Raw genomic sequence first — 18646 nt, forward strand, 5'->3', positions numbered from 1 at the left:
GGTTTTCGGCCGAGGTAAGACCCCGTCGGGCTGTCGGCCGCGTCAAGTGATTGAGGGTCACTCGAAAACCAGCATCAAGTGAAAGAGCGTCACCCGAAAACCCGCATCAGGTGATAGAGCGTTACTCGAAAAGGCGCATCAAGTGAGAGAGCGTCCGGGGGAGGGCTGCGGGAAGTGCGCCATGGCCGCCCGCGGCAGCATAGAGGGCTCCAAATCCCCAAGAATCGGGTGATTAACCTCAAAAAGTCGCGGAAACACGCGGAATTTGCGGACCTGAAGGGCCCAAGCTGGTAAGTTTTCGAACAGTGGCTTGTGCGCATGCCGCGTGCAGGCTCCAGAATCATGACCGTCCAGGAGGACATAAATGGCTAAGAACCGTAGTGAACTTGTTGCAGAGGTAGCGGGCAAGGCCGGCACCAGCCAGGCAGCCGTCAACTCCGTCCTCGACGCACTGTTCGAGGTTTTCGAGACTTCTGTCGCCGCGGGCGAGAAGATCACCATCCCGGGCTGGCTCGCCGTCGAGCGCACTGACCGTGCAGCACGCACGGGCCGCAACCCCCAGACGGGCGAGACCATCCAGATCGCCGCCGGCCACAGCGTCAAGCTGACCGCAGGCTCCAAGCTCAAGGCTGCTGTCTCCAGCAAGAAGTAAGCTTCTTCCTCCCGGCATCAAAACCCGGCTGGACAAGGGGCGGCAACCATGTGGTTGCCGCCCCTTTTGCTTTTAAGGCCGATTCGCGGCCCGGGCAGTGGTGACGGACAATGGATAGGTGCCTTCTGCCGCAAACCCCCCATCCACAACAACCCCGCCAGTTCCCGGTAAGGGAGCACCGGGGCAGGGCAGCGGTGCGCTCGGCGTCTCCAAGGGATGGCAGCTGGCCGGCCTGGGAGCGCTCCTCCTGGCCCTTGTGGCGGCTCTACTTTTTTCCGGCGCGGCGGCCGCCCGTGAGGTCTCGGATCCCGGTGCCCTGGTGCGCTGGGGCCTGCCCGTCACCAAAGCCATCCACAACGTCTCAGTGGCCGCGGTCATCGGCGGCCTCATCTTCGCCATTGGCATCCTCCCCAGGAGCCTGACCCGGCGCAACCGGGGCCAGGAGAACGGCGCCGAGGGCGCTGAACATCCAGCCTTCACCCGAGCCCTGGCCATCGCTGCTGCCGCGGGTGCAGCGTGGACGCTGTCCGCCATTGCCGTCCTGGTGCTCACCTACGCTGACGTGGCAGGACAGGCAGTCTCCGGCGACGCCGAGTTCACGCAGGCCCTGGTCTACTTCATGACGGACATCGAGACGGGCCGGGCCTGGCTCGCCGTCACCATCATCGCCGCCGTGGTGACAACAGCCCTGTTCGGCGTCAGATCCCAGGGCGGGCTGGCACTGACCCTGGTCCTGGCCCTCATCGGCCTGGTCCCGACGGCCCTGATCGGACACTCCTCCAGTTCGTCGGACCACGAGGGTGCCATCAACTCCCTCGGCCTGCACCTGGTAGGCGTGAGCACCTGGGTGGGCGGCATCATTATGCTGGCGCTGCTGTCCGGTATCCTCACCGGCTCCAAGGCCGGCGCTTCCACGGACACCACAGAAGCCACACTCCGCAGATTCTCCTCGTTGGCCGGGTTCGCCTTCGTGCTCGTCTTCGCCTCTGGCATCATCAACGCCAGCATCCGCATCACCAACTGGGGTGACCTCGTTGGTTCCCCGTACGGCCAGCTGATCCTCGCCAAGTCCGCCGCGACCGTGGTGCTGGGCGGGATCGGGTTTATGCACCGGCAGTGGGTCATCCCGCAGCTGGGTGCCAAGGGTTCCACCATGTCCTCGCGCCGGGTCCTATGGCAGCTGGTCCTGGCCGAGTTCCTGGTGATGGGCGCAACGTCCGGCATCGCCGTGGCCCTGGGCCGCTCCGCACCGCCGCAGCCCACCACCTTTGCCCCCGACGCTTCACCGGCGTTCATCCTCAGCGGCTACGAGCTTCCCCCCGAACTGACGCCCGTGCGCTGGCTGACAGAGTGGCGGCTGGACTGGCTGTGGATCGCCGTGGCGCTGTTCGGGCTGGTGTCCTACTTCCTCGGTGTCGCGAAAATCTACCGCCGCGGTGACAAGTGGCAGTGGTTCCGCTCCGTGAACTGGGTGATTGGCCTCCTGGTGCTCACCTACATCACGTCCGGGCCGCCGTCGGTCTATGGCCGCGTCCTGTTCTCTGCGCACATGGTGGACCACATGGCGCTGACCATGGTGGCGCCCATCTTCCTGGTCCTCGGAGCACCCGTGACCCTGGCACTAAGGGCACTGCCTCCGCGCGGAGACGGTTCACGAGGCCCGCGCGAGTGGCTGCTGGTGTTTGTCCACTCCAGGTTCTCGCAGGTAGTCACGCACCCGATCTTCGCCGCCGCCAACTTCGCCGGCTCGATCGTGCTGTTCTATTACTCGGACCTGTTTGGGTACGCCATGCGCGAGCACGTGGGGCACGAGCTGATGATCCTGCACTTCCTGCTCACCGGATACATCTTCATCCTGAGCATGATCGGCACGGACCCGCTGCCCCGCCGTGCGCCGTACCCCATGCGGCTGCTGCTGCTCCTGGCCACCATGGGCTTCCACGCCTTCTTCGGCGTGGCCATCATGGGCGGGACCAACCTCCTGGCCGCGGACTACTTCGGCAACCTGGGCCGGGCCTGGGGCCAGTCCGCGCTGCTGGACCAGCAGACCGGCGGCGCTGTGGCTTGGGGGATCGGCGAGGTACCCACGCTCCTGGTGGCCATCGGCGTGGCCATTATGTGGTCGCGCTCGGACCAGCGGGAGACCAAACGCGTGGACCGGGCGGCGGACAGGAATAACGACGCCGATCTCACCGCTTACAACGATATGTTTGCCAAATTGGCCGAACGCGACGCCAGGCTGGCCGAACGAAACAAGACGGAAGGACGCTGATGAGCGAAACCGTACGCACCCACCTCCGGGTCCGAGCCTCCGAACTGGTGGGCCGTAACTGGTTGAACACCGGCGGCAAATCTTTGGACCTCGAAGCCCTCCGCGGCAAGATTGTGCTGCTGGACTTCTGGACGTTCTGCTGCATCAACTGCCTGCACGTCCTGGACGAACTGCGGCCCCTCGAGGAGCAGTACTCCGACGTCCTGGTCACCGTGGGCGTCCACTCGCCCAAGTTCGAACACGAAGCGGACCCTGTAGCGCTGGCTGCCGCCGTGGAGCGCTACGAGATCCACCACCCCGTCCTGGATGACCCGGAGTTGGACACGTGGAAGGCCTACACCGCCCGCGCCTGGCCCACTCTCGTGGTCATCGACCCCGAGGGCTACATCGTGGCGCACCTGTCCGGTGAAGGCCATGCGGACGGGCTCGCGGTACTGATCCCCGAGCTCATCGCGGAGCACGAGGCCAAGGGCACGCTGCACCGCGGCTCCGGCCCGTACGTGGCGCCGGAGCCCACCGCCGGCACCCTGCGCTTCCCCGGCAAGGCGCTGTTCCTTCCCGCCGGCCGCGGTTCAGTATCAGAGGGAACGTCCGACGACGGCAGCGCGGCAGGTGCCGCAGTTTCCAACGGTGCCGCAAAGGGATCGTGGCTGGTCACCGACACCGGCCACCACCGCCTGGTGGAACTGGACACCGACTTCCAAACCGTCCTGGGAACCTACGGCGCCGGCACCAAAGGGCACGTTGACGGCCCCGCCGCCGGCGACGACGCCACCGCCCGCTTCAACGAGCCGCAGGGCCTGGTCCTCCTGCCGGAAGACGTGGCTGCCAGGGCGGGCTACGACGTCGTGATTGCAGACTCCGTCAACCACCGGCTCCGGGGCCTGTCACTCACTGACGGCAAGGCCTCCACGGTGGCCGGCAACGGCGTGCAGCGCCTGCTGGAAACCGGGCCGGCGCGGGTTGACGAGGACGCTGCCGGATTCACCGGGCGCCTCAGTGAACACCCGCTGGAGGTCTCACTCAGCTCGCCATGGGACCTCGTCTGGTCCAGGAAGCTCAACGCCGTGGTGATCGCCATGGCCGGCACACACCAGATCTTCAGCTTCGACCCGCTGACCGGTACGGTGGCGATCGTTGCAGGCAACGGCCTGGAGGGGCTGCTGGACGGTCCCGCCCACGAGGCCTGGTTCGCGCAGCCCTCCGGCCTGGCCGAGGACGCCGAGGGCAACATCTGGGTGGCAGATTCCGAGACGTCCGCGCTGCGCAAGCTGGTAGTTGGCGACGACGGGGCCATCACCGTGGAGTCCGCGGTAGGCAAGGGCCTGTTCGACTTTGGCTTCCGGGACGGCCCCGCCGACGAAGCCCGGCTCCAGCACCCACTGGGCGTGACCGTCCTGCCCGATGGTTCCGTGGCCATCGCGGACACCTACAACGGTGCTGTCCGGCGCTATGACCCGTCCAGCGGTACGGTCTCCACCCTTGCCCGCGGGCTGCTTGAGCCGTCCGACGTGATCGTGGACCACACGCAGTCGGCCGGCTCGGAGCCGCTGCTGGTGGTGGTGGAAGCCAACCAGCACCAGCTCGTGTACGTGCCGATCCCCAAGGAAGCACAGCAGGTGGACGAGGGCGCGTCGCAGACCCACCGGCCCAAGAGCCCGGTTGCGCCCGGCCCGCTGGAGCTGACGGTCCGGTTCACGGCCCCCACCGGGCAGAAGCTGGATGACCGCTGGGGTGATCCCACCCAGCTGAAGATCTCCTCCACACCGCCCGAGCTGCTGGTGTCCGGCGGCGGCACCTCAGTGGGACTGCTCCGTACCCTCGAGCTGTCCTCGGACGTGCCCGAGGGTATCCTGCACATCACGGCCCGCGCGGCAGCGTGCGACAGCCCGGAAACCGAGGACGGCGAGATCCCGGACCACGCGGCCTGCCACCTCTACCAGCAGGACTGGGGCATCCCGGTGCTGCTCCAGGCCGACGGCGATACCGAGCTGGTGCTGGACCTGCGCGGCATGGACTGACCCGCCGTACTTTGTGTGCCCAAAGTGGCCCGGTTTCCCAGCCCTACAGGCGGAAACCGGGCCACTTTTCTTGCTGCCAGCCTCAAAAAGCGGGCCAGCGTGGGCGCCATCTTGTCCACATAGCGCCGCTCTGGGCTGCCGCCAGGCTGGCAGGGCAGACATCGTGGCCTGATGGACCTAATGGAGATCCTCACATCAGCTGGGGGAGTATTGCTGCGGCGCGATGTCCTGGCCGCAGGTGCCACGGATACTGAACTTCGCCGGGCGGTCCGCAGCGGCCAGATCCTACGACTGGAGCGAGGACTCCTGGCCGTGGCGGATGCAGATCCGGAACTGGTGGCTGCAGGACGAGCCCACGGTCTGGTTACGTGTGCTTCCGCCGCCCGGGCTTATGGCCTCTGGCAGCTCAGCCCCCCTGTCACGCCCCACTACTGGCAAAGCAACGGCCGGAGCGCGATGCGATGTGTCAGCCACCGTACTGACCTGACGCAGCCACCCCGGCATCGCACTCTCGTAGCCCTCCCCGATGTCCTGCTTCATGCCTTGTTGTGCCTGCCGGAACTCGAGTCTCTGGTGATGGTGGAGTGCGCCTACAACCGCGGAGACATCGAACTGTCGTATCTGCTCCGCCACCTTGACGGCCGCCGCTGCGGGAAGGCGCGGAACGTGGTGTCCAAAGTTGACCGTGGTGCAGACTCCCTCCTCGAAACCTTGGCCCGAGTTCTGTTTCGGGATGCCGGCATCCTGACGAAGACACAGGTGTGGATCGACGGCATCGGCCGCGTGGACTTCCTGTTGGAGGGTTTCCTCATAGTGGAGATTGACGGGCTTGCCTTCCACCTTGAGGTGCGCCAGTTCAAGAAGGACCGGCGCAGGGACAACTCGGCGACGTTGCAGGGCCTGCCCGTTCTCAGGTTCTTCTACGATGACGTCGTTCACGCGCCCGAATCCGTCCTGGTCCAGGTCCGGGAGGTGCTGGCCAGGGGTTCCTCGCGGTGGCCGCAGCCAAACCGGCCCGGTTATTCGCGCAATTGGCAAGAAAATGGCTGGTAATCCTGCCTGCAGACCGCAATAACCGGGCCAGTGTGGCGCGAAAAGCCTAGAAGCTGAGGAGCGGCGTGACCTTGATGGCGTCCCCGGAGACGTCCAGCCGGGTGGTGAAGCTGAAGTCCACCTCTTCGTCCAGGGGGTACCAGGCGCCGGTGAACAGGTTCTGCTGGAGGGCCTCCACCTTGGCCTTGCCATCCAGCGGCGCCACCACCCACCGCCCGTCGAACGGTTCGATGGACACATTGGGGTACTCCGTCACAGACCACTTGATGGTGCCGTCCTGCACCCGGTTGTTGCTGGCGTAGTAGAACGGGCAGTCCGGCTGGAGCTTCTGCTCCTTGACCGCCTGGGCAGCGCAGCCGTCCAGGAATTCCTTGACCTTCGCCGTCACATCCTTCTTCAGGTTGTCCGTGGCCTGGGTCAGCAGGTTGAGCGGGGCCACAGGTGCGTCGCGGCCGGTGACAGTGGCGCGGGTGGCAGGAGCCGAGAAGTACTCACCATTGACAGTGGCCTCGTACTCGCCTGGATAGAAGACCGCGAAAGAGTTCCGGCCATTGGGCATATTGACGTCCACACCGTTGACCGTTGCCTCGGGGGAATTGACCACCGACACGTCAACAGTCGGCAGCCGGGACGGCACAAACGCCCAGGTGTTGAAGAAGATCCACTCGGTTCCGGTCTTCTGCAGCAGGAACTCGGTGCGGAGGCGGCTGCCGTCAATGGTGTACTCCATGGGCACCATCACCTGGCCGCCCGGCCGTTCCTCGGCCTCGCCAATGTTGACGTTAGCGAGCCGGGACACGGCCGTTTGCAGGGCGGTGCCGTCCAACATTGCGGCGTTGCTGGGCGGGACCGTAGCTCTCAAGAGTCCCAGCGCCTTGCCGCCATCCCCGCCCTGCAGCGCGTCCAGATACTCGCGCACCGGCTGCTGCGGACTGGCCACGGTATTGTTCACCACATTAACCGCAACCACGGCAGCGGCCACGGCAAGCATGAGGCCCAGCAGCCATCCGGCCGCTATCCTCACCAACGCTTGACTCATCTGCACTTTCAATACGTTACCTGCCAAGCGCACGACGACGGCAGTTGAGTCAGCTGCGCGCGGTACCTCTCAGCGGCGCCGGCGCCGGGACGATGTGCCGAAAACACCCCGCAGCAGCTCGCGTCCCAGCTGCGTTCCGATGGACCTGGCCATGCTCTTCAGCCCGCCTCCCAGTGCTCCGCCGAGGACACCGCCCAGGTCGCCCATCATCCCGCCGCCCGCGTCCTGGGGCGGTGACGGCGGCCGTGGGGCGCGCGGTGCCTCGTCTCGGATGCGGGGTGCACTGGTCCTGGCGGAAGGCGCCGGCCTGCTGCTGGGACGGCCGAGGATCTCCTCCTCAATGCGCCGGGCCTCGGCATCAACGTCCGGACTGCCGCCGGCACCGGAATCAGGAACACCGCCGCCGGGAGCACCCGAACCGGGAACCGGCGGCTGGCCGGGAGCGGCAGGCCCGGTGGGAGCCGCGGCCTTTCCGGTGAGCTTCTCGTAGGCCGAGGGGTTATCCACGGACGTACCGTATTTGCCCAGCAGGGCCGAACCCGCCACGGTGCTCCGGACCAGGTCCTCCGCGCTGGGCCCCATCAGGGATTCGGGGGCCCGCAGCCTGGTGAGGGCCACCGGGGTGGGAGCGCCCTTCTCGTTCATGACCGTAATAACGGCTTCACCAATGCCTGCAGAAGTGAGCGTCTCTTCGAGGTCGTAGTCGCTGACCGGGAACGTGGAGACGGTTGCCTTGAGTGCTTTGGCGTCCTCCGGGGTGAAGGCACGCAGGGCGTGCTGCACCCGGTTGGCCAGCTGGCCGAGGACATCAGCGGGGACGTCCTTGGGCGTCTGGGTGACAAAGAAGATCCCCACGCCCTTGGACCGGATGAGCCGGACAGTGGTGGTGATCGCCTCGAGGAATGCCTTGGACGCGCCGTTGAACAGCAGGTGGGCTTCATCGAGGAAGAACACCAGCTTGGGTTTGTCCAGGTCGCCCGCCTCGGGCAGGTCCTCAAACAAGTCGGCGAGCAGCCACATCAGGAAGGTGGAGAACAGCATGGGTTTGGTCTGCAGGGTGGGCAGCTCCAGGCACGTGACCACGCCGCGGCCGTCCGGGGCGGTGCGCAGCAGCTCGGCCGTATCGAACTCCGGTTCGCCGAAGAACTTTTCCAGCCCCTGGGCCTCGAGGTTCACCAGTTCACGCAGGATCACACCGGCGGTGGCCTTCGACAGGCCGCCGAGCTCTTCCAGCTGGTCCTTGCCCTCATCTGAGGTGAGGAACTGGATGACCGCGCGGAGGTCCTTCAGGTCGATCAGTTCCAGGCCGTTTTTGTCCGCAAAGTAGAACACCAGCTGCAGGCTTGATTCCTGGGTGTCGTTGAGCTCCATGATGCGGGAGAGCAGGATGGGTCCGAAGGAGGACACCGTGGCCCGGACCGGAATGCCATTGCCGTCCCCGCCCAGCGCCAGGAATTCCACCGGGTAGGTCCTGCCCTGCCACGCCTGCCCGATGCTTTCCGTGCGGGCCTTGAGTTTGTCGCTGCCGACGGCGGCCGTCGCCAGCCCGGACAGGTCGCCTTTGATATCCGCGAGGAAGACCGGAACCCCGGCCATGGACAACTGTTCGGCCATCATGTGCAGTGTGACGGTCTTGCCGGTGCCGGTTGCACCGGCCACCAGGCCGTGCCGGTTCATCATGGACAGCGGCAGGCGGACCTGCGCCTCCTTGTGGAGTTCGCCGTCCACGATGGCGGCGCCCAGTTCGATCGCGGCCCCCTCCAGCGTGTAGCCCTTCTGGATGGTGGCGAGCTTCTCTGCTGTGCTTTTGTTGGCCATGCGGTTAGCTTAGCCGCGGCTCCACGCAACGTGTGGGCGGGACCACGGTCAGTTCTGCGGGTGTCCGGAAAGTTCCTTTGTGAAGGCGAGAAACTTGATGGTCTCCGGGTCGGCGTCCAGGTCGAACTGCGGCTGGTAGCCGGTGGCCAGATACAGGTACTTGGCCTCAGGCTGGCGCGGTCCGGTGGTGAGGTAGAGCCGGCTGTACCCCCGGCGGGCCGCCAAAGCTTCCAACTCGGCCAGTACCACCCGGGCGAGGCCGCGGCGGCGGTGGGCGGAGTGGGTCCAGATCCGCTTCAGCTCGGCGGTGACGCCGTCGTGCCGGCGGAAGGCCCCGCCGGCGATGGATTCGCCGTTCTCCTGGATCACCAGCAATGCCCCGTCCGGCCCCGCGAACTCTTCGGCGGGGTACCGGTTCAGTTCCTCTGCTGCTCCCTCCCGTCCGAACAGGTCGCCATAGCGCGTGTCGTATTCGACGGCGAGTTCGTCCAGCAGCGGCCGGACCCGGGGATCATGCATGGGGAGGCTAAGGACCGTCAGCGCGGCCGGGTCCACCGGCCGGGGCGACGCATCCAGCGGTCCGGTGCCGAGCGGCGGCCGGACAGCTTCAAAGGGCTGGTGCCCGGTATCCAGGGGCTGGGGCCTGAGATGAGGTTCTGGGGTCACGGTTCAATTCTTTCCGACGGCGGCTGGTCCTGTGGACAGTGTTGCGGAGGATTCTGCGGCGACGCCGCGTGCAACGGCAAGGATGCTGCGGGCCAGGGCATCATTCTCCCGGAACGGCGCGGCGTTGGTGCCGGGCCGGGCAAAGGCCCCCGCGCCCCAGCCTGACGTGCCCGGACCGACGCCTAACAGTCCGGGCTGCGGCACCCCTTCGGCGTTCACGAGCTGGTGCCCGGCCGAGATCAGCAGCTTGCCGGTGGAATGGATCCCGTCCGCCGTCAGCAGCTGCTGCTCGGCGCAAAAGCCCGTCTTGTGCAGGGACTCCAGCAGCGGATTACGGGACCGCGTCACGGTGGGCGAGGGCAGGCGGGCTTCGATCAGGGCCTTCGCTGCCACCAAGGTCCCGGAGTGGGGCGAGCCCGCATGGAACAGGCCCGTGGACTCATCCGCGGCCACCTCGAGGTCCGGGCCGAGGAAGTGCAGCAGCCCCGCACGGTGCAGCGCCAGCATCTGGCGCAGGCGGTGCGGCGGTGGGCCGGAGTCCACAAAGCTGAAGAATCCGTGCCACCAGCCGTGGACGGTCTGCTGGGACCTGGCGTTAAGGCGCTCCGGCGGGACCACCCGGCCCACCTCCATGTAGACCTGGAGCAAAGCCAGGAACAGGGCCAGGGTTTCGGGGTGGTCCGGGCTGTCCCGGAGGGCAAGATCGTGCTCGATGTACCCCACCACTGCATCCTGCACCTCCTGGTGGTTGGCGAAGCGGCGGCCGCTGAAGGGCCGGTCGAGCCGCTCAAGGTCAAGGTGAAGGGCAGCGTCCGGAACGGCAGCGGCCACGAGTTCCTCCCGCGCGGGGCTGTACCACTCGAGCTCCGAGTACCGGGCGGCGAATTCGTCCCAGCCCATGGCGGCCCGTGCGGGACTGCCGGTCAGCAGCTCGCGGTAGTAGCCGTACCCGGCCTCCTTGGCGATCAGCGGCCACAGGTCCCGGTGGAAATCCAGTTCCCCGTGCCGCGCCAGCAGGGCATCGACGGCGGCCACGGTGAAGAACCGCAGCGGCTCCGGCGCCTCGCCCCGCAGCGTTGCCGAAATCTTAGAGTGGTACGGCACTCCCCGGCGCGACCCGGCCCACAGCCTTGGTTCCCGGCCTGAGGGATGGTAGCGAAGCCCGCCGTCGTCGGTTTCAACGAACCGCCCTCCGCGTCCCTCCATCAGGAGGACAAGGAGGTCGACGAAGGCCAGGCCCATGCCGGCAACAATGACGTCCTGGCCGGGAGCGATGGGGGAGTAGTCGACGTCGGTGGTGTAGCTGGGTGCCGCGTGGTACCCGCCGTGCCGCGCGGCGAAGCCGGCCCAGGCGGCAGAGGCGGCGTCCGGGCGGGAGTCAGTATGCCCCAGGGCAGTGACCACGACGTCGGCCCGCAGGGTCCGACCGTTGGCCAGCTCCACGAGGTAGCCGGCGGAGCTGCGGAGGGCATGTGCGGGGCTGCCGGCTGCGGGTGTAACTGCCACGGCCGTGGTCCGGTGGACCGTGACGTTGCGGCCCAGCGACCGGGCTGCCCGCCGGAAGAACCACTCCAGGTACTGGCTTTGCAGCTGGCGGGTGGGGAAGGTGGCGCCGGTGAGGGAGCGGAGCTGTTCGCGCAGGCTGCGCGGGAAGTCCGGAACGTCCGTGATGGACCCGTCCAGTACGCCCGCAGCCCATTCGGCCAGGTTCGGTCCTTCGCCGGCCGGGCCATCGCAGGCCACGGAGGCATCGGTGAACATGGTGATGTCCGCCGCCATGGAATTGAGCAGGAGGCCAGGGTGCTGGTCGTAGCGCCAGATGCGGCCGGAGCCCGGTACGTGCGGCTCAACAACGTGGATTTCCAGTGGTCCGCTGAACAGTTCCGGGCGGTTGGCAGCGAGCCGCTCCAGCACTCCGGCCGTGCGGGGTCCGCCGCCGACGAAGACGACGGCCGGGATGTTCGCTGGCATGGGGGGGCTCCTGGTAGCGGCGGTAGGGGGCGGCTTGGAGTGCCCATGCTAGGCAGCGGTTCCGACGGCGGTCGAGCGGCCGGTCATGGCCGTTAACTCCGCGTCATATCCCGTCAACAGACGCAAAAAACGGACTCATGACGCTGTGCGAACTCCGGTGAAGTTATGCAACCTGCCGCCTTGCTGCCCCATTCCGGCCGGTCCTAGATTTGCAGCCAGCAACCGGGTCAAACAGTCCCGGCCCAAACCACAGAAGCGAGGTGGCGCATGAGTTCAGCAGCAACTACCGCGGCGCAGTCAACAACGTCAGCACAGTCGGCTGCCGGCGCGGCGCCGGACGCCGACGCTGGCGGGCACGCGACTTTAGGCGGCCCTACTCCACAGGCTGCCACTGCGGAAACAGCCCCTTCCGGCTCCGGCGGTAACCCGCCGAAAGGCGGAAGCGCCCGTGTAGCCACGGATTACTCGGCCTTCCGCGTGGTGGCCGCAAAGCATCCGTGGCGCTGGGTGGGCACGGCATTTGTGGCCCTGGGCGTCCTGGCCGTCGCCTGGTCCCTTGCCACGAATCCCCGCTGGGAATGGGGTGTTGTGGCGCAGTGGTTCACGGCCCAGTCCGTCATCGCCGGGTTGCTGGAGACCCTGAAACTGACCGCGATCTCAGGCATCCTCGGCTTTGTGCTGGGGTTCATCCTGGCGCTGATGCGGCTGTCCGCGTCGCCGCTGCTGGTCTCCGTTTCCTGGACGTTCTCCTGGATCTTCCGGTCCACGCCGCTGCTGGTCCAGATGCTCCTTTGGTACAACCTGGGCTACCTGTACGAGAAGATCAGCCTGGGAATCCCGTTCACCGATGTCCGGTTCTTCGAGGTGCAGACCACCACACTGATCAGCCAGTTTGCGGCAGCAGTGCTGGGACTGACCCTGAACCAGGCCGCCTACTCGGCCGAGATCATCCGCGGCGGCATCCTTTCCGTGGACCAGGGCCAGCTGGAGGCCGCGGCCGCGCTGGGCATCCCGGCCTGGCGCCGGTCAACGCGGATCGTCCTGCCTCAGGCCATGCGGGCCATCCTGCCCACCGCGTTCAACGAGATCATCGGCCTGGTCAAGGGCACGTCCATCGTCTATGTCCTGGCTTACTCCGAGCTGTTCTACACCGTGCAGGTCATCTACAACCGCACCCAGCAAGTCCTGCCGCTGCTGCTAGTGGCCACGCTCTGGTACGTGGTGATCACGTCCGTGCTGAGCGTGTTCCAGTACTACATCGAACGGCACTACTCCAAGGGCGCGGTGCGGAACCTGCCGTTGACGCCCCTGCAGAAGGCCCGCAAATTCTTCGCCACCCACGCCGTGGCCAACAACGCAAGGAATGCACGATGAGCACCGCAACCGCAACTGCCGAAGCGCCGGCAAGCACTGCTGCCACCCGCGGCCTGGTGGAAATCACCAAGGTCCACAAATCCTTCGGCGCCACAGAAGTCCTCAAGGGCGTCAGCCTCACCGTGGAGCCGGGCGGCGTGGCCGTCATTGTGGGTCCGTCCGGATCCGGCAAGTCCACCCTGCTGCGCACCATCAACCACCTGGAAAAGGTGGACGGCGGCTACATCTCCATTGACGGGAAACTGGTGGGCTACGAAGTCCGGGGCCAGAAGCTGCACGAGCTGCGGGAGAAGGAGATTCTGAAGCAGCGCACCGAAATCGGCATGGTGTTCCAGAACTTCAACCTGTTCCCGCACCTGACCGCGCTGGAAAACGTGGCCGAAGCCCCTGTCGTCGCACAGGGTCGCTCTAAGGAGGAGGCCCGGCGCCGCGGCCTGGAACTCCTGGACCGGGTGGGCCTCAAGGACCGGGCGGGCGCGTACCCCCGCCAGCTTTCCGGCGGCCAGCAGCAGCGCGTGGCCATCGCCCGCGCGCTCGCCCTTGACCCCAAGATCCTGCTGTTCGACGAGCCCACCTCGGCCCTGGACCCGGAGCTGGTCAACGAGGTGCTGGACGTCATCCGCGAACTCGCAAAATCCGGCACCACCCTGATCATCGTCACCCACGAGATGGGCTTCGCCCGCGATGTGGCGGACACCGTGGTGTTTATGGACCAGGGGCAGATCGTGGAACAGGGCACCCCGGAGCAGATTTTCACCAACCCGCAGGAACCGCGCACCCGGAGCTTCTTCTCCAAAGTGCTCGAGCCGGCTTTCAACATCTAAAGGATTCCTCCCATGGCATTTCCCACCGGCCCTTCCCGCCGCCACCTCAGCGTGCGCTCGCTGGCGCTGCCCGCCGTCGTCCTTCTGTCCGCTGCTGCGCTCGCGGCCTGCGCTGATCCCGGCGCAACAGCTGCCGGTTCCGCCAGCGGAGGAGCGCAGACGACGGCGGCACGCAACGGCGTGGTTTACAACACGTCGCCCGACCAGCAGCGCCTCCGTGCCGAGAAGGATGCGGCGCTCGCCGCCAAGGTCCCCGGACTGATCGGCAAGGACGGCAAGCTCACCGTTGCCACCACCGCCGGCTCCATCCCGCTGTCCTTCCACGCCACCGATGACAAGACGCCGATCGGTTCCGAGTTGGACATTGCGCAGCTGGTGGCGGACAAGCTGGGCCTGGAGCTGGATGTCCAGGTGACGTCCTGGGAGAACTGGCCGCTGAAGACCCAGTCGGGCGACTTCGAGGCGGTGTTCTCCAACGTGGGCGTGAACAAGGACCGGGTGAAGCTGTTCGACTTCGCCAGCTATCGGGCGGCGTTTATGGGTTTTGAAGCGAAAAAGTCCTCTACCTATGACATCAAGGGCGCCGACGACATCTCCGGGCTGAAGGTGTCCGTGGGGTCGGGGACCAACCAGGAGAAGATCCTGCTGGCCTGGAACAAGGAGCTGGAAAGCAAGGGCAAGGCACCGGCCACCCTGCAGTACTACTCCTCCGACGCCGACACCATACTGGCGCTGTCCTCCGGCCGCACCGACCTGAACATCGCGCCCTACCCGTCCACCGTGTACAGGGAAAACACCCGCGACGACCTGAAAGTGGTGGGCAAGGTCAACGCGGGCTGGCCGTCCGAAACCCTGGTGGCCGCCACCACCCTGCGCGGCAACGGCCTGGCACCGGTCATCACCGAGGCCCTCAACTCCGCGATCAAGGACGGTTCCTATGCCAAGGTGCTGGAGCGCTGGGGCCTGTCCGAGGAGGCGCTGCCGGAGTCGAAGACCATCACCGAGGAAAGCTTCGCGGCCGCCCAGGCCACGGCCACCGCGGCCCCTTCAGGAAAGGCATCATGAACGCACTACATACTGAAACCGCCCTCGAATCCTTCGACGCCGACTGGCAGGAATGGCATGCTGCCCACGAACGCCAGCGCGCCCATCCGCACGGCTTCCTGGCGGTGACCCACCTGCACTGGCTGGGCAGCGAAGCCGCCCGGCTGGAAGGTGCCCCCGGCACCTGGAGTGTGGAGGCCGACGTCGTCCGCGTAGTCCTCGAACCGGGTGAAACTCTGCAGCGGGACGGCAAGGAGCTGAACACCGCCGCCGGGGCAGCGCTCGAATTCGGGCCCATTGACGAGCGCGGCGGGATCAATCTGGTCGCCGGCGATACCGTCATCGAGGTGGCCAAGCGCGGCGGCGAGTACATTGTGCGGCCGCGGAACCCGGAGCACGGGCTGCTGCGGGACTACCAGGGCACGCCCGCCTACTCACCCGATGCTGCCTATGCTGTCCGTGGAACCTACGTGCCGTTCGAGGCGCCGCGTTCCACCACGGTGGGTGCCGCCGTCGAAGGCATCCAGCATGTCTATGAGGCGCCGGGTGAGATCCGCTTCAAGCTGGCCGGCCAGGAGCTGGCGCTGACCGCATTCAACGGGCACGCGCCGGGCTCGTTGTCGGTGCTGTTCACGGACCAGACCTCCGGCAAAACCACCTATGCGGCCAACCGTTCGCTGTCCGTGGTGCCTGCTGCGGACGGGTCCGTGGTGCTCGACTTCAACCGAGCCGTCAACCTGCCCTGCGCCTACACAGACTTGGCTACGTGCCCGCTGCCGCCTGCGGAAAACAGGCTGCCGGTGGCCGTTGAAGCCGGCGAGAAGATTCCCTACGAACGTCAGGACCAGCAGTGAGCACTTCATCGATCAAGCCGGGGTTTCTTGCCATCGAACTCGATGGCGCCGGGTGGGACGGCGGGGACTTCGCGAGCCTTGGCGAAGCCGTCCTCGCAGCTGAATCGGCCGGGTTCCACGCAGCCACCTTCACCGATGCGCCGGTTCCGGGCCGGGCCAACGCGCTGCAGCGGGCGGCCTTCGCCGGGCCCGTGACCCGCAGCATCGCCCTGGTCCCGGAAGTGGATACCGTCTACACCGAACCGTTCCACGTCTCCACCCAGCTTGCGAGCCTCGACTATGTGTCGGGCGGCCGTGCGGGGTGGATCGCCACCGCAGCGGAATCACCTGAGGCTGCTGCCGCCGTCGGACGCTCTTTTGCTGCCGGGGCCGCGCTGGGGCAGGAAGCCGCGGCATCGATTGAGGTGTCCCGCCGGCTGTGGGATTCCTGGGAGGACGACGCCGTGATCCGCGACGTCGCCACGGGCCGGTACATCGATGTGGACAAGCTGCACTATGCGGACTTTGAAACTCCGGCGGACTTTGCCGGGCCCGCGTACTCGGTCAAGGGCCCGTCCATCATCCCGAGGCCGCTGCAGGGACAGCTGCCGGTGATTGCCGGGGCCTCGCTGGTGGGCCCGGGGCAGGTTCCGGCCGACGCGGTTGACGCTGTGCTCGCCACCGCGCCGACGCCTGAACTGCTCGCCGCCGAGGTGCGGGATGTCCGGGAGCGGCTGGGGGAGTCCGTGGCAGTCATCGCCGAGCTCGACGTCGTCCTGGACACGCGCGGACAGGCCGCGGCTGAGCGGCTGGTCGGTTCGAACCAAGCAGGGTTCGACGGCGGCCGAGCACGGTACGCCGGCAGCGCTGCAGGCCTCGTGGACTTCCTTGCGGAGCTGCTGAGGGAGGCCGACGGCGTCCGTCTCCATCCGGCGTCGCTCGCGCTGGAACTGGACGAACTTTCCCGGCTGGTGCTGCCGGAGCTTCGGCGCCGGGGCGCCCTTCGGCCGCCTGTGCAGGACGGCACCTTCCGTGACCTGCTGGGCCTGGTGCGCCCGGCCAGCAGCTACGCATCCGCCGCCGCTGGCGCCGGAAAATAAGGGGAATAACCATGACACCGCACAACCGTGCTAAATCCGGGGTCTTCACGCCGTCGGGCAAGATCCAGTTCGGCATCTTCTTCCAGGGCGTGAACTCCGGGACCATCTGGAAGGCGGCCGAATCCGGCTCGCAGACGGATTTTGAGTCGTTCCGCCGCATCGCGCAGACCGCCGAGCGCGGGTTGTTCGCCGCCTTCTTCCTGGGCGAGGGGCTCCGGCTGCGTGAACACCTTGGCCGCCCGCACGCTCTGGATGTGGCGGGTCGGCCTGATGCGCAGACCATGCTCGCCGCCTTGGCGTCGGTGACCAAAAACATCGGGCTGGTGGCCACCCAGAACACCACGTACAACGATCCCGCCGACCTGGCGCACCGGCTCGCGTCCCTTGACCTGATCTCCGGCGGCCGGGCGGCGTGGAACATCGTAACCACGGACAACGCCTGGACCGGCGCGAACTTCCGCCGCGGGGGATACCTGGACCACGCTGACCGCTACAAGCACGCCGAGGCGTTTGTGGAGACGGCCAAGCGGATCTGGGATTCCTGGGAAACCGCGGACGGGCCCGCGCGCCGGGTGCTCCATGAGGGGCAGCACTACACGGTGGACGTGACGCCGCGCCTGCCGCGGAGCGCGCAGTACCGGCCGGTGCTCTTCCAGGCCGGCGACTCCCCGGAAGGCCGCAACTTTGCCGCCCGCCAGGCGGACGTCATCTTCTCCGCCCACCCCAAGTTCGACGACGCCGTGAAGTTCCGCAAGGACCTGGTGGAGCGCTCGCTGGCTGCGGGCCGGGGCGCCAACGCCGTGCAGATCATGCCGGCCAGTGAATTCATCCTCGCGCCCACGGCTGAGGAGGCTTTGGCGAAGAAGCAGTGGGTTCGGAGCCTGCAGATCGGGCCGCAGCAGGCCGTCGCATACCTGGAGCAGTTCTGGGGCCGCGAACTGTCCGAATACGATCCGGACGGGCCGCTGCCGGAGATAGACCCCGTGGTGGAGGAGACCTCCGAGACGCGCGGCAGCGGCTTCCACGGTGCGAAGGCGCGGCAACTGGCGGACCAGTGGCGGGCCGAGGCCAAGGACAAGGGGCTCTCCATCCGCCAGTTCGTTTCCTCGAAGACAGCCCGCATCGATGCCACCTTCACGGGCTCGTATACAGCCGTTGCGGACCAGTTGGCGGAATACGCCCGGGTGGGTGCGGTGGACGGATTCAACATTTCACCGTGGCTCATTCCTACGGGCCTGGACGACATCGTGAACCACCTGGTCCCGGAACTGCAGGAACGCGGCGTCTACCCCACCGAGTACGCCGGGAAGACTCTCCGCGAGAATCTTGGGCTGGAGACGCCGGTGCGTTCGGCCGATGAAGCAGCTGAGGCGGTCCGGGCGTCATGAGCGCGGGCCGCCTCCGCGGATGGTTGCGGCGCTGGGTTCTTACCTCACGCCGCTACCTTGGAACGCTCGACGGCGGCACCGGGGTGGGTGCCGCCGTCGGACCTTTGCGTGGGACTGTCAGGCTGCGGCTGACGGTGGGGGAGCAGCGGCTGTAAGTTCCGCACTTGGCGGCATCGTTCCAGCTCCGGATGTCCCGCTCTTCCGCTTGCGGAGCTGTGAGTCCGTTGGACGCCTGAGACGATGGCTGCCATTCTTGCGCGAAGGCCTGAAACGGACTAACTATGCTTGGTGGTCCCACATAAGAGCGGTCCCCGGCCAACAACCCTTCTGCGCGGTTTCCTCGTCAAGGCCGGCTGGTCCTCGGAAGGATTCGATCATCGGCGGGCCTACATATAGCCGCATTTCTTCCAGGGAGGGCACGGGTGCGCCCACTGCCGCCAACGCCTTGGCGGCGCTGGCTATCACCCCTGCTGCCGAATCCAGGAGGGTTCCGTCCATGCCGAACAGAACGCAGTTGAACGGGATCGCTGCGGTCTGGTTCTGCTGTTGCGGAAGTATCATCAGTCTTTGGGCCCTTAGGTCTGTGAGCCG

16 protein-coding genes are annotated in these 18646 nt (G+C 66.7%); 11 read left to right on the forward strand and 5 right to left on the reverse strand.

The genetic code is table 11. The features are described from left to right. Positions 1-364: 364 nt before the first annotated feature. The 4 genes from QRN11_RS19245 (at position 365) to QRN11_RS19260 (ending at position 5998) form a co-directional block, all read left to right on the forward strand. Positions 365-652 carry an HU family DNA-binding protein gene (locus tag QRN11_RS19245; protein WP_091421683.1) on the forward strand — a complete coding sequence of 96 codons (288 nt, stop codon included), beginning with the start codon at positions 365-367 and terminating at the stop codon, positions 650-652. Between the two features lie 118 nt (positions 653-770). Next, positions 771-2924 carry a bifunctional copper resistance protein CopD/cytochrome c oxidase assembly protein gene (locus QRN11_RS19250; RefSeq protein ID WP_502935056.1) on the forward strand — a complete coding sequence of 718 codons (2154 nt, stop codon included), beginning with the start codon at positions 771-773 and terminating at the stop codon, positions 2922-2924. Beyond that, a complete protein-coding gene (locus QRN11_RS19255; protein ID WP_285314093.1) occupies positions 2924-4945 on the forward strand; it encodes an NHL domain-containing thioredoxin family protein in 2022 nt (673 codons plus the stop codon). The genes QRN11_RS19250 and QRN11_RS19255 overlap by 1 nt, the downstream gene beginning before the upstream one ends. 171 nt (positions 4946-5116) lie before the next feature. Beyond that, complete coding sequence (locus QRN11_RS19260) at positions 5117-5998, forward strand: type IV toxin-antitoxin system AbiEi family antitoxin domain-containing protein (protein ID WP_285314094.1); 882 nt, start codon at positions 5117-5119, stop codon at positions 5996-5998. Positions 5999-6044: 46 nt separating this feature from the next. Here the strand turns inward: QRN11_RS19260 and QRN11_RS19265 are convergent, their stop codons facing one another. From QRN11_RS19265 to QRN11_RS19280, 4 genes are all read right to left on the reverse strand, one after another. Continuing rightward, the gene (locus tag QRN11_RS19265; protein WP_170850849.1) at positions 6045-7037 is read right to left on the reverse strand and encodes a hypothetical protein; all 993 of its coding nucleotides are present in this window, start codon (positions 7035-7037) and stop codon (positions 6045-6047) included. 69 nt (positions 7038-7106) lie between these two features. Beyond that, complete coding sequence (locus QRN11_RS19270; protein ID WP_285314095.1) at positions 7107-8855, reverse strand: helicase HerA-like domain-containing protein; 1749 nt, start codon at positions 8853-8855, stop codon at positions 7107-7109. A 48-nt stretch (positions 8856-8903) separates the two neighbouring features. Then, complete coding sequence (locus tag QRN11_RS19275) at positions 8904-9374, reverse strand: GNAT family N-acetyltransferase (RefSeq protein WP_285314125.1); 471 nt, start codon at positions 9372-9374, stop codon at positions 8904-8906. A gap of 150 nt (positions 9375-9524) precedes the next feature. Next, on the reverse strand, positions 9525-11492 hold the full coding sequence (locus QRN11_RS19280; protein ID WP_285314096.1) for an FAD/NAD(P)-binding protein: 1968 nt from the start codon (positions 11490-11492) through the stop codon (positions 9525-9527). A gap of 267 nt (positions 11493-11759) precedes the next feature. Here QRN11_RS19280 and QRN11_RS19285 point away from each other — a divergent pair, with 267 nt between their 5' ends. From QRN11_RS19285 to QRN11_RS19315, 7 genes are read left to right on the forward strand one after another with little or no spacing between them, the layout of a single operon-like run. Further along, positions 11760-12866, forward strand: coding sequence for an amino acid ABC transporter permease (locus tag QRN11_RS19285; protein ID WP_285314097.1), 1107 nt, complete (start codon positions 11760-11762; stop codon positions 12864-12866). Beyond that, complete coding sequence (locus tag QRN11_RS19290; RefSeq protein ID WP_285314098.1) at positions 12863-13690, forward strand: amino acid ABC transporter ATP-binding protein; 828 nt, start codon at positions 12863-12865, stop codon at positions 13688-13690. The genes QRN11_RS19285 and QRN11_RS19290 overlap by 4 nt, the downstream gene beginning before the upstream one ends. Positions 13691-13702: 12 nt before the next feature. Beyond that, positions 13703-14755, forward strand: a complete 1053-nt coding sequence (locus tag QRN11_RS19295; RefSeq protein WP_285314099.1) for an ABC transporter substrate-binding protein — start codon at positions 13703-13705, stop codon at positions 14753-14755. Beyond that, positions 14752-15588 carry a DUF1684 domain-containing protein gene (locus QRN11_RS19300; protein ID WP_285314100.1) on the forward strand — a complete coding sequence of 279 codons (837 nt, stop codon included), beginning with the start codon at positions 14752-14754 and terminating at the stop codon, positions 15586-15588. The genes QRN11_RS19295 and QRN11_RS19300 overlap by 4 nt, the downstream gene beginning before the upstream one ends. Beyond that, positions 15585-16667 (forward strand): LLM class flavin-dependent oxidoreductase, encoded by a 1083-nt coding sequence (locus tag QRN11_RS19305; protein ID WP_285314101.1) that lies wholly within the window; start codon positions 15585-15587, stop codon positions 16665-16667. Before QRN11_RS19300 ends, QRN11_RS19305 begins: the two co-directional genes overlap by 4 nt. An 11-nt stretch (positions 16668-16678) precedes the next feature. After that, positions 16679-18055, forward strand: coding sequence for an NtaA/DmoA family FMN-dependent monooxygenase (locus QRN11_RS19310; protein ID WP_285314102.1), 1377 nt, complete (start codon positions 16679-16681; stop codon positions 18053-18055). After that, entirely contained in the window at positions 18052-18210 is a 159-nt protein-coding gene (locus tag QRN11_RS19315) for a hypothetical protein (protein WP_285314103.1), read from the forward strand. Before QRN11_RS19310 ends, QRN11_RS19315 begins: the two co-directional genes overlap by 4 nt. Positions 18211-18334: 124 nt before the next feature. On the opposite strand, the gene QRN11_RS19320 is transcribed toward QRN11_RS19315, so the two are convergent. Continuing rightward, positions 18335-18616 (reverse strand): HAD hydrolase-like protein, encoded by a 282-nt coding sequence (locus tag QRN11_RS19320; protein ID WP_285314104.1) that lies wholly within the window; start codon positions 18614-18616, stop codon positions 18335-18337. Between the last annotated feature and the right edge of the window lie 30 nt (positions 18617-18646).

The sequence above is a fragment of the Pseudarthrobacter sp. fls2-241-R2A-168 genome (assembly GCF_030209335.1).
Taxonomy (GTDB): Bacteria; Actinomycetota; Actinomycetes; order Actinomycetales; family Micrococcaceae; genus Arthrobacter.